Source organism: Stenotrophomonas sp. YJH_SMC_48-3, assembly GCF_059369375.1.
Map to the genome: position 1 here is coordinate 139,807 of NZ_JCAFSQ010000009.1, position 13,378 is coordinate 153,184.

At 67.3% G+C, this 13,378-nt stretch carries 12 protein-coding genes; 4 read left to right on the forward strand and 8 right to left on the reverse strand.

Annotated elements, in window-relative coordinates; genetic code table 11:
- The first annotated feature begins 118 nt into the window (after nt 1-118).
- The gene (gene ddlA, locus AC5P65_RS15210) at nt 119-1,213 is read left to right on the forward strand and encodes a D-alanine--D-alanine ligase (protein ID WP_031269342.1); all 1,095 of its coding nucleotides are present in this window, start codon (nt 119-121) and stop codon (nt 1,211-1,213) included.
- A 175-nt stretch (nt 1,214-1,388) separates the two neighbouring features.
- On the opposite strand, the gene AC5P65_RS15215 is transcribed toward ddlA, so the two are convergent.
- The 3 genes from AC5P65_RS15215 to oleC all read right to left on the reverse strand — a co-directional run bounded on the left by AC5P65_RS15215 (nt 1,389) and on the right by oleC (nt 4,273).
- Nucleotides 1,389-1,544, reverse strand: coding sequence for a DUF1328 domain-containing protein (locus tag AC5P65_RS15215; RefSeq protein WP_005407633.1), 156 nt, complete (start codon nt 1,542-1,544; stop codon nt 1,389-1,391).
- Between the two features lie 81 nt (nt 1,545-1,625).
- Nucleotides 1,626-2,618: a 2-alkyl-3-oxoalkanoate reductase gene (gene oleD / locus AC5P65_RS15220; protein ID WP_134735589.1), complete on the reverse strand. Its 993-nt coding sequence runs from the start codon at nt 2,616-2,618 to the stop codon at nt 1,626-1,628.
- The gene (oleC, locus tag AC5P65_RS15225; RefSeq protein WP_134729726.1) at nt 2,615-4,273 is read right to left on the reverse strand and encodes an olefin beta-lactone synthetase; all 1,659 of its coding nucleotides are present in this window, start codon (nt 4,271-4,273) and stop codon (nt 2,615-2,617) included. Before oleC ends, oleD begins: the two co-directional genes overlap by 4 nt.
- A 104-nt stretch (nt 4,274-4,377) precedes the next feature.
- Here oleC and AC5P65_RS15230 point away from each other — a divergent pair, with 104 nt between their 5' ends.
- Nucleotides 4,378-4,809: a YkgJ family cysteine cluster protein gene (locus AC5P65_RS15230; RefSeq protein ID WP_005407630.1), complete on the forward strand. Its 432-nt coding sequence runs from the start codon at nt 4,378-4,380 to the stop codon at nt 4,807-4,809.
- A gap of 114 nt (nt 4,810-4,923) precedes the next feature.
- Here the strand turns inward: AC5P65_RS15230 and AC5P65_RS15235 are convergent, their stop codons facing one another.
- The 4 genes from AC5P65_RS15235 to AC5P65_RS15250 all read right to left on the reverse strand — a co-directional run bounded on the left by AC5P65_RS15235 (nt 4,924) and on the right by AC5P65_RS15250 (nt 10,436).
- Entirely contained in the window at nt 4,924-5,814 is an 891-nt protein-coding gene (locus AC5P65_RS15235; protein WP_021202089.1) for an alpha/beta fold hydrolase, read from the reverse strand.
- Nucleotides 5,815-5,954: 140 nt separating this feature from the next.
- Complete coding sequence (locus AC5P65_RS15240) at nt 5,955-6,971, reverse strand: 3-oxoacyl-ACP synthase III (protein WP_014035559.1); 1,017 nt, start codon at nt 6,969-6,971, stop codon at nt 5,955-5,957.
- 103 nt (nt 6,972-7,074) lie between these two features.
- Nucleotides 7,075-7,392, reverse strand: a complete 318-nt coding sequence (locus AC5P65_RS15245; protein WP_005407628.1) for a DUF4156 domain-containing protein — start codon at nt 7,390-7,392, stop codon at nt 7,075-7,077.
- Between the two features lie 194 nt (nt 7,393-7,586).
- Nucleotides 7,587-10,436: a M16 family metallopeptidase gene (locus AC5P65_RS15250; protein WP_019661897.1), complete on the reverse strand. Its 2,850-nt coding sequence runs from the start codon at nt 10,434-10,436 to the stop codon at nt 7,587-7,589.
- Nucleotides 10,437-10,851: 415 nt separating this feature from the next.
- On the opposite strand from AC5P65_RS15250, the gene AC5P65_RS15255 reads away from it, so the two are divergent.
- Nucleotides 10,852-11,328: an XAC0231 family protein gene (locus AC5P65_RS15255; RefSeq protein WP_014035556.1), complete on the forward strand. Its 477-nt coding sequence runs from the start codon at nt 10,852-10,854 to the stop codon at nt 11,326-11,328.
- Nucleotides 11,329-11,397: 69 nt separating this feature from the next.
- Nucleotides 11,398-11,877, forward strand: a complete 480-nt coding sequence (locus AC5P65_RS15260) for a tRNA (cytidine(34)-2'-O)-methyltransferase (RefSeq protein ID WP_021202091.1) — start codon at nt 11,398-11,400, stop codon at nt 11,875-11,877.
- Nucleotides 11,878-12,181: 304 nt separating this feature from the next.
- On the opposite strand, the gene AC5P65_RS15265 is transcribed toward AC5P65_RS15260, so the two are convergent.
- Complete coding sequence (locus tag AC5P65_RS15265) at nt 12,182-13,345, reverse strand: acyl-CoA dehydrogenase family protein (protein WP_495215691.1); 1,164 nt, start codon at nt 13,343-13,345, stop codon at nt 12,182-12,184.
- Nucleotides 13,346-13,378: the final 33 nt, after the last annotated feature.

A 13,378-nucleotide genomic window follows, 5' to 3' on the forward strand; every position in this document is an offset into this window, starting at 1 on the left:
CGACACGGTAGATCCACGCCATGCGTGGATGGATTTCTGGTTCATCTGTGCCTCACGCGGTGGGCCGATGAAGGTTCATGCTATGGGGTCACGCAACGCACAGGACATCGCATTCCCCATGGCACGGACCCGGGTCGGCATCATTTTCGGAGGCAAGTCTTCCGAGCACGAAGTTTCGCTGCAGTCGGCGAAGAACATCCTCGATGCACTTGATCGCGAGCGCTTCGAGCCGGTGCTGGTCGGTATCGACAAGCAGGGTCAGTGGCATCTGAGCCAACCCGATACCTTCCTGATCAATGCCGATGATCCGTCGCGCATCGCGCTGCATCGGTCCGGTACGTCGCTGGCGGTGCGCCCGGGCGCCGAGCAGGCGCAGCTGCAGCCGTGCGATGCGGCCAGCGCGCTCGGCCAGATCGATGTGGTGCTGCCGATCGTGCACGGGCCGCTGGGCGAGGACGGTGCGCTGCAGGGGCTGCTGCGCATGGCCAACCTGCCCTTCGTCGGTTCACCGGTACTGGGTTCGGCGGTGGCGATGGACAAGGACGTGACCAAGCGCCTGCTGCGCGACGCCGGGCTGCAGGTGGCACCGTGGCTGTGCATCCGTCGCCATCAGGCGGCGGCAGTCGATGTCGATGCGGTGATCGCGCAGCTCGGCCTGCCGTTGTTCGTGAAGCCGGCCAACCAGGGTTCGTCAGTGGGGGTGAGCAAGGTCAAGGATGCAGCGGGCTTCGCCGAGGCGCTGGCATTGGCGCTGCGCTACGACCACAAGGTGCTGGTGGAATCGGCGGTGGTCGGCCGCGAGATCGAGTGCGCGGTGCTGGGCAATGCGCATCCGCAGGCCAGCCTGTGCGGCGAGGTAGTGGTACACGACGAGTTCTACGCCTACGACACCAAGTACATCAACGACGATGGCGCCGACGTGGTGGTGCCGGCAGACATTGATGGCGCAACGCAGGCGCGTATCCAGCAGATCGCGCTTCAGGCCTACCGGGCGCTGGAGTGCGCGGGCATGGCGCGCGTGGATGTATTTCTTACCGAAGCGGGCGGGATCGTCATCAACGAGGTCAACACGCTGCCGGGCTTCACCCGCATCAGCATGTACCCGAAGCTATGGGGCGCCAGCGGCGTGGACTACACCACGCTGATCACGCGCCTGATCGAACTGGCGCTGGAGCGCCACGAGGCCGATCGCGGACTGCAGAGCGCTGTGTAGCGGCGCTGTGTGTAGCGTCGAGCCATGCTCGATGATCCTCTGTAGAGTCGAGCCATGCTCGACTCACGAGAAGCAGTCGAGCACGCTCGACTCTACAAAGGGGCGTGCCGACCAACGGTCGGCACCCACCGGAAAGAGCAGTGCCGGCCGGCGGCCGGCACTACCCTGCGGTCTACTAGCCTCGCTTGCGGAACATCGAGATCACCGCAAGGATCAGGAACACCACGAACAGGATCCAGGCGATGTTCGTTGCGGCGCCGGCGATACCGGAGAAACCCAGAACGGCGGCGATGATGGCGATGACAAAGAAGATGATGGCGTAGTGCAGCATGGCGCTCCTCGCGGGTGGTCGAGCCTTGGATGGCGTGGGTCCATCCTCCCGATCCTGCGGTGTGCAACCAGTGATGGCGATCTATGCAGCAGATGAAGCCTTCAGCCTGCGCAGCCCTTCTTCGATGCTGACTTGCGGCACGTAGCCGAAGTCACGGCGCGCCGGTTCCATGCTGTACCAGTGTGGCGTACACAGCTGTTCGGCCAGGAAACGGGTCAGCGGCGGCTCCCCGCGCAGTCGCAGCAGCGGCCACAGCCGCTCGCAGACAGCGCCGATGCGGTAGGCAGTCTTGAAGCTGATCGCCTTGTCCACCGTCGGCGCACCCACCGCAGCCAACAGCTTGTTCACCAGCTCGCGCATCGGCAACGGCTCGCCATTGGAGATGAAGTAGGCCTTGCCCGCGCACGCAGCGCCCGGTGCCAACGCTTCGAAGGCGAGGAAGTGCGCCAGCGCGGCATTGTCGATGTAGGTGGTATCGACCTTGTTGCTGCCATCGCCCACCAGGCGCAGGCGGCCCTGCCGCGCACGCTCGGCCAGGCGCGGCACCAGCTGCTGATCGCCAGGGCCCCAGATCAGGCGCGGACGCAACGCCATCGTCGCCAACGCGGCATCGTTGGCGGCCAGCACGCGCTGTTCGGCGATCGCCTTGGTGGCCGCGTACGGCGCCTGGAAATCTTCGCCGTACGGCACCTCGTCGGCGCCGAGGCCTTCCACCGGATGGGTGGCGCGATGGGTCACGCTGGGCGTGGAGGTGTAGACCAGCCTGCCGATGCGGTGCGCGCGGCAGGCTGCGATGACGTTGTCGGTGCCGACCACATTGGCCTGGTGGTAGCTGTCATAGCTGCCCCACGCGCCGGCCTTGGCACCATTGTGGAACACCGCATCGACGCCGGCCACCGCATGCAGCACCGCCTGCGCATCGGCCAGATCACCGCGGATCTGGCCCACGCCCATCGCCTGCAGTTCGGGGTAGTGGCTGCGGTTGAACGCCAGCACTTGGTGGCCACGCTCAACCAGCCCTCGGCACAGCGCCTGGCCGAGGAAACCACCGCCGCCGGTGACCAGGATTTTCATGCGCGCTTCTCCAGTTCGGCGCCGGCCCAGACGGCGAGCTTTTCGCGGCCGATCTTGGCGTTGTGACGGATATCGACGGGGAACGCCGGATGCACCAGGACGTGCTGCAGGTTCGCATCGGGCAACCGTGCGGCGGCTTTCGCACGCAGGGCCTCGCGCAAGGCCGGGCTGTCGCTCTGCCCGCGCTGCAGTTCCACGCACAGCACCGGTACCTGTGCACCGGCCGGGCCAACACCCACCAGGGCCGTGCGCGCCACGCCGGGCACGGTGTTGAACACCGGCTCGACCTGTTCGGTGTACAACGGCCCCTGCGCGGTTTCCACGCGATGGGTCTTGCGGCCGCAGAACCACAGACGGCCCTGTGCATCAAAGTAGCCCACGTCGCCCATGCGATGGACGATGCGGGTGCTGCCATCGGCCAGCGTCTCACGGATCTTCGCCGCCGCGGTGGCCTGCGGGCGGTTGAAGTAGCTGTCGGTGGCGGTTGGGCCGGCCACAGTGATTTCTCCCACCTCGCCGGTGGCCAGCACACGTGCCTGCGACCAGTCGGCCAGCGGCGCGTCATCGATGGCGATGATGCGGACCTCGTTCGGTTCCACCACGCTGCCCACGCAGGTGCCAGCGCCGGCCTCGGTGGCGGCGCGGGTGCGCTCCAGCTCACGCCCCTCCACCACTGCCACCGGCAGGCACTCGGTGGCGCCGTACGGCGTCCAGAACTGCGCGTCGGCCGGCAGCAGGCTGCGGATGGTGGCGACCACGTCCGGCGGCACCGGTGCACCGGCCGAGGTCACCCGGGTCACCGTCGGCAGCGGCCGGCCATGCTTCGCCAGCACCCGCATCAGCGCGGGCGAACCAAACAGCTGGGTCACGCCGAAGCGCTGGATGGCATCGTGCAGGCGTGCCGGGTCAGCCTGCGCCGGCCGCGTCGGGTCCATGTCCGGGATCACCGAGGTCAGGCCCAGCGCCGGGTCGAACAAGGCAAACGGCGGGAAGGTCGGCAGGTCCACCCCGCCCGCTTCCATGCCGAAGGCACTGCCCAGCAGCTGGATCTGGCCGACGAAATGGCGGTGGCGGTAGACCACGCCCTTGGGCACGCCGGTGGAGCCACTGGTGAACAGGATCGCGGCCATGTCCTCGCCATCGGTCTCGGCCAGCATCGGCCCAGCGCTGGCGCCGGCGCGCTCCAGCGCGGCCAGGCTGGTGCCGCCCCAGCCGAGGCGGCGGCCGACAGTGACCAGGCGGGTCGCCGAGGGCGCCCAGCGCAGCGCCAGCCGCGCCACATGGGCCAGTGGAATGCCGATGAAGGCCTGCGGCTGCGCCTCGTCCAGGCACTGCTTCAGGGCGCGCTTGTCGATGCCCGGGTCGACCAGCACCGGCACCGCCCCCAGCTTGAACAGCGCGAACATCAGCAGGAAGAATTCCGGCGAGGGCCGCACCATCACCACCGTGCGCACCCCGCGGCCGATCCCGTAGCCGGCCAGACCGGCGGCCATGGCGTCGCTGCGGGCATCCAGCTGGCGGTAATCGAGGGTGACGTCGTAGGCGGCCATGCCGTTGCCGGCGCCTCGGCGGCCCGGGCAGCGGATGGCGATCTGATCGGGGCGTTCACGCGCCAGTTCAGGCAGGCGCGCGGCAATGTTGCAGGGTCGGTTCATCCGTTCATTGTCGCCGCTTACGGAATTTCTTGCGCGGCGGCCGACTTCGTGGAAAATCCGCACCCTCGTTCCCGATTCCGACTGCCGCCCGAGGCGGCTTGCCCATGCAACATCCCTGCATGACCTGCGGCGCCTGCTGCACCCAATACCGCGTGGCCTTCCACTGGATGGAATCGGACGAGGTCACCCCCGGCGGCGTGCCGCACCAGCTTACCGAGGTGCTGGACCCGCACCGCCTGTGCATGCGCGGCACCCATTCCAAGCCGGTGCGCTGCGTCGCGCTGGATGCGCAGATCGGCGTGTATTCACGCTGCACCATCCACCCCAACCGGCCCAGCGTGTGCCGCGAGGTGGATGCATCGTGGGAGTATGGCAAGGCCAGCCCGCAGTGCGACAAGGCGCGCATCGCCTATGGCCTGGATCCGTTGACGCCGGCCGACTGGCGCTGGCGCGATGACGCCGACAATGACGACGACCATCCGGACGACAACGGCAACAGCCCTTCCTCGCCGCCGCAGGCGCCGGTCGCCGCGTAATGGTAGTGCCGGCCGCTGGCCGGCAACCTCATCAACCCTTCGGGTGTGCCGACCAACGGTCGGCACCCACCGGAAGAGGAAGGGGTGGATGCCGACCGTTGGTCGGCACATCGATCAGATCGGGTTGGCGTCCAGGAACGCGCGGATTTCCGGCACCAGCACCTCGTGCTTGTCCTCCAGCACGTAATGCCCGGCGTCCTCGAACGCATGTACCTGGGCCTTCGGCAGCGCGGCCTGGAAGCCCTTCAGGAAATGATGGTCGAACACGAAGTCGCGCAGGCCCCAGCCGAGAAAGGCGGGACGGTCGGCGAACGACGGCAGCGCCTTGCCGGCGCGTTCCAGCAGCGACCAGGCCTTGTCGGCCGGCGACAGCGGGATGTCCTGCATGAAACGGATGGTGCTGATGCGGTTGGCCCAGCTGTTGTACGGCGACACGTAGGCGCGGCGCACGTCGGCCGGCATCTTCCGCTCCACGCCCAGCCACGAGGCACCGGAGGAGAACGCGTTGAAGCTGCGGATGATCCACTCGCCGATCTTCCAGTGACGGCCCAGCGCGATCTGCCACGGCATCTTCTTCGCCGCCGGCATCGGGAACGCGGCGGTGTTGAGCACCACCAGGCGCTTGACCTGGTCGTGGTGCGACAGCGCCCAGCCGAAACCGATCATGCCGCCCCAGTCGTGCACGGCCAGGGTCACCGGTCCGGTGATGCCCAGGTGCTTGAGCAGCGCATCGAGGTCGTCCACGCGCGACTGCAGCGTGTACTCGTAGCGGCTGTCATCAGGCTTGTCCGACAGGCCCATGCCGATATGGTCCGGCACGATGCAGCGGTAGGTGTCCGACAGGCCGGCCACCAGCGTGCGCCAGTAATAGCTCCACGACGGATTGCCGTGCACCATCACCACTACCTCGCCGTCGCGCGGGCCTTCGTCGAGATAGTTCATCGACAGGCCCGGGCGCACTTCGAAGCGCTGCGGGTGGGCGGGGTAACCGGGAAGATCGCGCATGCGGAGCACCTTGGAAGAATCGCGGCGCGGTGTAGCGCCGAGCCATGCTCGGCGGCTCTCCGGTCAGGCCGCGGAAGAACCGCGCTGTGCGCGTGAGCCGAGCATGGCTCGGCTCTACAGGAGGTCGGGCAGCGGGCTGCTTACCAGACCACTTCAGCCATCGAACAGTTCAGGCCGGAACCAATGCCCAGAAGCGCGATGCGATCACCCTTCTTCAGCTTGCCCAGCTGCTTGAGCTTGCTCAGCACGATCGGCACCGAGGCCGGCCCGATGTTGCCGTGCTCGCCGAAGATGGTCATGACCTTCTTCGGGTCGATGCCGAAGTTCTTGATGAACGCAGCGGTGTGCGGCTGGCTCACCTGGTGGATCACGAACTGGTCCAGCTCTTCCACGGCCCAGCCGAGTGCGATCTTGGCGGCGGTGAAGGTCTTCTGTGCCAGCTTGATGCCTTCGATCAGCAGCAGGCGGGTGTCAGTGACCATGCGGTCCAGGTTGCCCAGGCACAGCTGGTTCCACTCGGTCGCCGAGCGGGTGACGCCACCCTTGTAGCGCGGCGCGTCCGGCACCAGCTCCGAGCGCGCCATCACCATCGCCGCAGCACCCGAACCGGTGGTCAGGGCCGCCAGTTCGTTGCGGAAGTCGTCGGCGGTGACGTCCGGAGCGGTCATGCGCTCCAACGTCTTCTCGTACACCAGGTTGGCGGTCTCGCCATCCACCACCAGCGCGTAGTCGATGTCACCGCGCTCGATCATGCGCGCGGCGATATCCATGCCGTTGATGAAGGCCAGGCAGGCGTTGGCGACGTCGAAGGTCATGCATTCGTCGCTGACGCCGAGGTTGCCCGACACGATGGAGGCGGTGGACGGCTCCAGGTAGTCGCGGCTGACCGAGGTATTGACCAGCAGGCCCACCTGCGTCGCATCGATTCCAGCGTCTTCCAGCGCCTTGCGGCCGGCCATGGTGGCAGCGTCGGACGCCAGCACGCCGTTGTCCCACAGGCGGCGCGCGTGGATGCCGGCGATATCGCCGAGCACGTCGGTGCGGATGCCCAGACGATCCAACGTCGGCTGCAGGCGTTCGTTGATTTCCTTGGTGGTCAGCGTATGCGGTGCGTCGACGTGTGCCAGGCCGGCGATCGAGACATTCTTGAAGAGCATCGAGGTTAGCGCCAAGGCTCAGGCAAAAGGGGGCGCTATTCTATAACCCCGGGGGCCTTCACCGCATCTTTACGAATTCAGCGCTGGCCGTATGGTGAAGCGTTCAGCGCGGTGGGCACTGGAACGCGGCGAAGCGCTGGCTGCCATCGGCCGGGGCCGCAGCGGCCTGCACGGCATTGGCACCTGCGCTCGGGGCCTCGTTGCGGGCCAGCGTTTCCAGCTCTTCCTGCACGCGCAGCGGGTTGCGGTTGTAGAAGCCGACCTTGCTCTTCACGGTGACGACCACTTCGCCCTTGGCGATGCAGCCAGCGGGAACGGGGCCTGCCGGCAGTACGCGGGTCGCCTTGCCGGCCGGTTCGATCGGCACCCAGGTACAGGCGGTGACGGTGAGCAGCAGGGAGGAAAGCAGCAGAACGCGCATGGGCAGATCCTGGAAGGGTATGGGGGGATTCTGCCTGAACAGCCTGAATCGGGGGTAGCCGGGGCGGAGCCCAGGTAGCGCCGGGCCATGCCCGGCGAGCGCACAGCGCGGCATGGCTGGCCGCCGGAAAGCCGCCGGGCATGGCCCGGCGCTACCACGGGAGAACTGCCCGCCGTGGCGGGCAGGCACATCCCTTATTTCTTGACCGGGTTGCCTTCGGCATCGATTACGGTCACCTCGCCCAGGTTCAGCGCACGCACGGCCGCTTCGGTCTGCTTGAGATCACCCACCACCACCCAGGTCAGCGCCTGCGGCTTGATCTCGGCGGCGGCCTGCTGCACCTGCGCCGGGGTCATCGCCTCGATCTCGGCCTTGCGACGCAGCACGTAGTCGTCCGGGCGCTTGAACTGCACGATCGAGCCGATGGTCGAGGCCACCGCGCTGGCGGTCTCGTAGGCACCGGGCAGGCTCAGGGTCTGGATATTGCGGATGCGGTTGACCTCGGCAGCGGTGGCCGGCTTGCTGCCATCGGCGAACGCGGCGATTTCCTTGCGCATTTCCGCCAGTGCCGGGCCGGTCTTGTCGATCTGCACCGGCGCGCTGGCCATCCACGGGCGCTGGCCCACCGAATTGACCGCGCTGCTGCGCGCACCGTACGACCAGTGCTTGTCTTCACGCAGGTTCATGTTCAGGCGCGAGGTGAAGTCGCCGCCGATCACACCGTTGGCGATGTCGAAGCGGGTCGAGCTGGTGGCGCTGGAAGGTGCCACCACCTGGCCGGCGAACAGGTTGGCCTGCACCGCGCCCGGCTGGTCGATCAGGAACACGCGCGGGCCCTTCGGCAGCGCCACGTCGGTGGCCGCCTTCACCTGCGGGGCATCGCCGGCAGCCTTCCAGTCGCCCAGCTGCTTGTCCAGCAGCGGCACGATCTCGGCCAGGGTGGTGTCGCCGACCACGATCAGGGTGCCGTTCTGCGGGCGCAGCCAGTCGTGATGGAAGTCGACCAGGTCCTCGCGGGTCAGGCCGTTGATCGCCGCCTCGTCGCCGCTGCCGGTGAACGGAATGGCATACGGGTGGCCCTTGCCGTACAGCAGCGGGGGCAGCACGCGCATCGCCACCGCACCCGGGTTGACCTTCTCCTGCTGGATGCCCGCGATCCAGCTCGCCTTGACCCGGTCGATCTCGCCCTGCTCGAAGCGCGGTTCGCGCAGCAGGTCGCGGTACAGCGCCAGCGACGGCACCAGGTTTTCCTTCAACGCCGACAGGTCCACGCTCATCGAGTCCAGGCCGGCCGAGGCATCCAGGCTGGCGCCCAGCGCATCCGCCGCATCGGCGAAGGCCAGCGAGCCGAGCTTGCCGGCACCCTCGGTCATCAGGCTCATGGTGAAGTTGGCGGTGCCCGGTTTGCGGCCCTGGTCGGCACTGAAGCCGCCCGGGAACTGGTAGCTGAACTGCACCACCGGAATCTCATGGCGCTCGGCCAGGATCACCTGGGTACCGTTCTTCAGTGTCGCGCGCTGCAGCGCCGGGAACTTCAACTGCGGGAACTCGCGGGTCTGCGGCACGCCGGCCTTGCGGTCGACCTGCTCCGGCAGCGTGCTGTACTTCGGGTCCACCGCTGGCACGGTGAACGGCTTCGGCGCCTGGCTCGGATCTTCCTTCAGCGCCACGCGCTCACCCGGTGCGATCACCAGGGTGTGGCTGCCCTTGTCCAGCCACTGCGCGCCGAGCCGGCTCAGATCGGCGGCACTGGCCTTCTCGATGTTGGCCAGCGAGGTGCGGAAGCAGCCCGGGTCGCCGGTGAACACCGCACATTCTGCAAGGGCGTCGGCCTTGCCGCCGAAGCCACCGATGCGCTCGATGCCGCGGATGAAGCCGGCGCGGGCGCCGGTCTTGGCGCGCTCCAGTTCCGCGGCGGTCGGGCCCTGCTTGATCAGCCGGTCCAACTCCTCGTCGATGATCTTCTCGACCTTGGCCGGGTCCTGGCCCTGCTTGACCGTGGCCATGATCACGAAGTTGGAGCCCAGCTGTGACGTGGAGAGTCCGGCAGCAATGCTGTCCACCAGCTTGTCCTGGTGCTGCAGGCGCTGGCTCAGGCGCGAGGACTTGGCACCGCCCAGCACCTGCGCGAACAGCTGCAGCTGATCGACCTCGGTGGTGCCGACCTGCGGCACGTTCCAGGCGCGGTAGATACGCGCCTGCGGCACCTTGTCGGTCATCGTCTCGCGCGTATCGGCGCTGCGCTTGGCCACGTTCACCGCCGGCTGCGCCATGGTCGGGCCGGCCGGGATGCTGCCGAAGTACCTGGAGACCTTTTCCTTGGCGGTGGCCAGGTCGATGTCGCCGGCCAGCACCAGCACCGCGTTGTTCGGGCCGTACCAGGTGCGGAACCAGGTCTTCACGTCGTCCAGCGACGCCGCGTTCAGATCGTTCATCGAACCGATCACGCCGTGGTGGTACGGGTGGCCCACCGGATACAGCGCCTTGTTGAGCTGGTCCCAGGCCTGGCCGTAGGGCTGGTTCTCGCCTTGGCGCTTCTCGTTCTGCACCACGCCACGCTGCTCGTCCAGCGCCGCCTGGTCGATCGCACCGACCAGATGGCCCATGCGGTCCGATTCCATCCACAGTGCCATGTCCAGCGCGGTGGTCGGCACGTTCTCGAAGTAATTGGTGCGGTCGGTGTTGGTGGTGCCGTTCTGGTTGGTGGCACCGACCTGCTTGAATGGCTCGAAGAATTCGCCGTCGTGGTTTTCGCTGCCCTGGAACATCAGGTGTTCGAACAGGTGCGCGAAGCCGGTACGGCCGGCCGGCTCGTCCTTGCTGCCCACGTGGTACCAGACGTTGACCGCGACGATCGGCGCCTTGCGATCGGTGTGCACGATCACGCGCAGGCCGTTGGGCAGGGTGAACTGCTCGTACGGGATATCGACCTTGGCCGGTGCGGCCGGCTTGGCCGCCAGCGCATGGGAAGGCACAAGCGTGCCCAGGGCGGTGCTGAGGGCGACAGCCAGCAGTGCAGCGCGCGGGCGAAGGGCGATAGACATATCCGGATCCTTGGTCACGAAGGTGAACCCCGATCCTAGCCTGCGCGCACAGCGGCCGGAATCGGCCAGCAGTCACTGGGGGTGTTTGCCTCCTTGCCCCTCCACCCCTGCTTTGCGGCCCGGGAGGGGCGGTCACAAGCGCCCGCAGGCAACGTCCGGACAGTGTCCGCGGCCCGAGGAATGGACAGGTGTCCGCCCACCGGACACTTCTCTACCCGAACAAACCCCTTCTAAATCAACAACTAAAAGTTGGCACGCGGATTGCTTGGTAGTTCCTGCGCCAGGAAGGGCTTCAGACGAAAGCTGACTGAATACTGAACAAATGCAGGAAATCGGAAATTTTCCTTGCAAGCCCAGAATTGGTGTACTACATTACTACCACACCACTGATCACCAACACTAAACAGGCCCCGTCATGAACGCCAAGACCATTGCCATCGCCATCGCCCTGATTGCCGGCACCGCGGTTGTTTCGTCGGTGCAGGCCTCCGAATCCATCAAGACGCTGTCCACCGTGCAGGTCCGCCCTGCCGCCGACCAGCTGGCCCAGCAGGCCTGGGAACAGGCCAGCGGCATCCCGACCCTGGCCACCGTGGAAGTGCGCCCGAGCGCCGACCAGCTGGCCGAGCGCAACGGCTACGTCGCCGCCCCGGTTGCGGCCGCGATGCCGATCACCACCCTGGCCTCGGTGGAAGTGCGCCCGAGCCTGGAACAGCGCGTCGCCCTGGCCGCCGAGCTGGAAGCCCAGCGCTACGCCGCGACCCTGGCTGCCGCCGCCACCAACGTCGCCAACTCGGTCATCGTCAACCTGCCGGCCCTGCAGGTGCGTCCGAGCGCCGCCGACCTGCAGGCCCTGGCCACCGAAACCGCCCAGGTCCTGCTGCGTCCGTAACCGGTGCCGCCCTGCCTCGCGCAGGGCGTGCGCCGTAAAGGCGGCCGCCGTCGCAGGTACACTGCGCCGATGAATGCCGCGCCCCAGTTCCACGTGATCCTGTTCCAACCGGAAATCCCGCCCAACACCGGCAATGTGATCCGGCTCTGTGCCAACACCGGCGCGCAGCTGCACCTGGTCGAGCCGCTTGGCTTCGCACTGGAAGACAAGCAGCTCAAGCGCGCCGGGCTGGACTACCACGAGTATTCACGCCTGCAGGTGCACCCCGACCTGGACACCGCGCTGGCGCGGATCGCACCGAATCGGTTGTTCGCACTCAGTACCCGCGCCAGCGTGCGCTACGACAGCGTGGCCTTTGAAGAGGGCGATGCCTTCCTGTTCGGGCCGGAAAGCCGTGGCCTGCCGCAGGACGTGCTCGATGCCCTGCCCGACGGCCGCCGCCTGCGCCTGCCGATGCGGCCGGGCAACCGCAGCCTCAATCTTTCCAACACCGTTGCGGTGGTGATGTACGAGGCGTGGCGGCAGCATGGGTTTGCCGGCGGCGCGTAGCGCCACGCGCCTCTCTTCTGCCTGATTAACGCGCCGCCATCCGCGAGCCGGTGCTGCGCACCGGTACCCTGCGCTCCTCGGCCCGCCGGGGGACGGCGCGGAACTCGCTGCGCTCAGACACCCGCGCCTCTTCGCCCCCGCCGGACCTGCGGTGCTCGGCTCGCTTCAAGGCGGACCCGACAGCCGCGCGGTACAGGCTGTCCTTGAACCCATCGCGGTCCGGTGCGCGGTTCGGCACACCGATCGCTCGCCTGCGAATACGCTAATGGACAATGCCGGCCAGCGGCCGGCACTACCGGTGCACTCAGAACGCGTTGATGCCGGTCAGCTCGCGGCCGATCACCAGCTGGTGCACGGTCTCGGTGCCTTCATAGGTGATCACCGATTCCAGGTTCAACGCATGCCGGATCGCCACATGCTCGGTGGTGATGCCAGCCCCACCGAGCAGATCGCGACACTCGCGGGCGATGTCGATGGCCATGCGGCAGTTGTTCCACTTGGCCAGGCTGACCTGCTGCGGCTGCAGCTGGCCGGCTTCCTTCAGGCGGCCCAGTTGCAGGGCCAGCAGCTGGGCGGTGGTGATGCGGCGGGCCATCTCGGCCAGCTTGATCTGCGCGCTCTGCGTGGCCGCCAACGGGCGGCCGAACAGCACGCGCTCCTTGGCGTAGCCCAGCGCTTCATCCAGGCAGGCGATGGCCGCGCCGATCGGGCCCCAGCTGATGCCGTAACGGGCCTGGGTCAGGCAGCCCAGCGGCCCCTTCAGGCCCTTCACGTTCGGCAGGCGATGGCTGTCGGGCACGCGCACGTCATCGAAGAACAGCGCACCGGTCAGCGACGCGCGCAGGCTCATCTTGTGCTTGATCTCCTGCGTCGTGAAGCCGGCCATGCCCTTTTCCAGCACGAAGCCCTGGATGCCGTCCTCGGTCTGTGCCCAGACGATCGCGAGGTCGGCCACCGGGCCGCTGGTGATCCACATCTTGCTGCCGCTGATGCGCCAGTCACTGCCGTCGCGCACGGCGCGGGTCTTCATGCTGGCAGGATCGGAACCCCCATGCGCCTCGGTCAGGCCGAAGCAGCCGATCAGCTCGCCGCGCGCCATCGCCGGCAGCCACTGCTGGCGCTGTTCCTCGCTGCCATAGGCGTAGATCGGGTACATGCACAGCGAGCTTTGCACCGAGACGAAACTGCGCAGGCCGGAATCGCCGCGCTCCAGCTCCTGGCAGATCAGGCCATAGCTGACCGCGCCGAGGCCACCGCCGCCGTACTCGGTCGGCAGCGTTGCGCCGAGCAGGCCCAGTGACGCGATCTCCGGCACCAGTTCAGACGGAAAACGGGCCTGGTCGAAGGCATCGCCGATGATCGGCAGCACGCGCTCGTCGGTGAAGCGGGCGACACTCTCCTGCACCGCACGCTCTTCCTCATTGAGCAGGGAACGGACATCGAACAGATCGTACGGATGCAAAGCCATGGCACTCACACGCAGTCAGGACCCGGCCATTGT

Coding starts and splice junctions, on each gene's coding strand:
- oleC (WP_134729726.1), bottom strand. CDS start 4,273: ATGAACCGACCCTGCAACATTGCCGCGCGCCTGCCTGAACTGGCGCGT.
- AC5P65_RS15215 (WP_005407633.1), bottom strand. CDS start 1,544: ATGCTGCACTACGCCATCATCTTCTTTGTCATCGCCATCATCGCCGCC.
- AC5P65_RS15240 (WP_014035559.1), bottom strand. CDS start 6,971: ATGCTCTTCAAGAATGTCTCGATCGCCGGCCTGGCACACGTCGACGCA.
- AC5P65_RS15260 (WP_021202091.1), top strand. CDS start 11,398: ATGAATGCCGCGCCCCAGTTCCACGTGATCCTGTTCCAACCGGAAATC.
- AC5P65_RS15255 (WP_014035556.1), top strand. CDS start 10,852: ATGAACGCCAAGACCATTGCCATCGCCATCGCCCTGATTGCCGGCACC.
- AC5P65_RS15245 (WP_005407628.1), bottom strand. CDS start 7,392: ATGCGCGTTCTGCTGCTTTCCTCCCTGCTGCTCACCGTCACCGCCTGT.
- AC5P65_RS15265 (WP_495215691.1), bottom strand. CDS start 13,345: ATGGCTTTGCATCCGTACGATCTGTTCGATGTCCGTTCCCTGCTCAAT.
- AC5P65_RS15235 (WP_021202089.1), bottom strand. CDS start 5,814: ATGCGCGATCTTCCCGGTTACCCCGCCCACCCGCAGCGCTTCGAAGTG.
- AC5P65_RS15250 (WP_019661897.1), bottom strand. CDS start 10,436: ATGTCTATCGCCCTTCGCCCGCGCGCTGCACTGCTGGCTGTCGCCCTC.
- oleD (WP_134735589.1), bottom strand. CDS start 2,618: ATGAAAATCCTGGTCACCGGCGGCGGTGGTTTCCTCGGCCAGGCGCTG.
- AC5P65_RS15230 (WP_005407630.1), top strand. CDS start 4,378: ATGCAACATCCCTGCATGACCTGCGGCGCCTGCTGCACCCAATACCGC.
- ddlA (WP_031269342.1), top strand. CDS start 119: ATGGCACGGACCCGGGTCGGCATCATTTTCGGAGGCAAGTCTTCCGAG.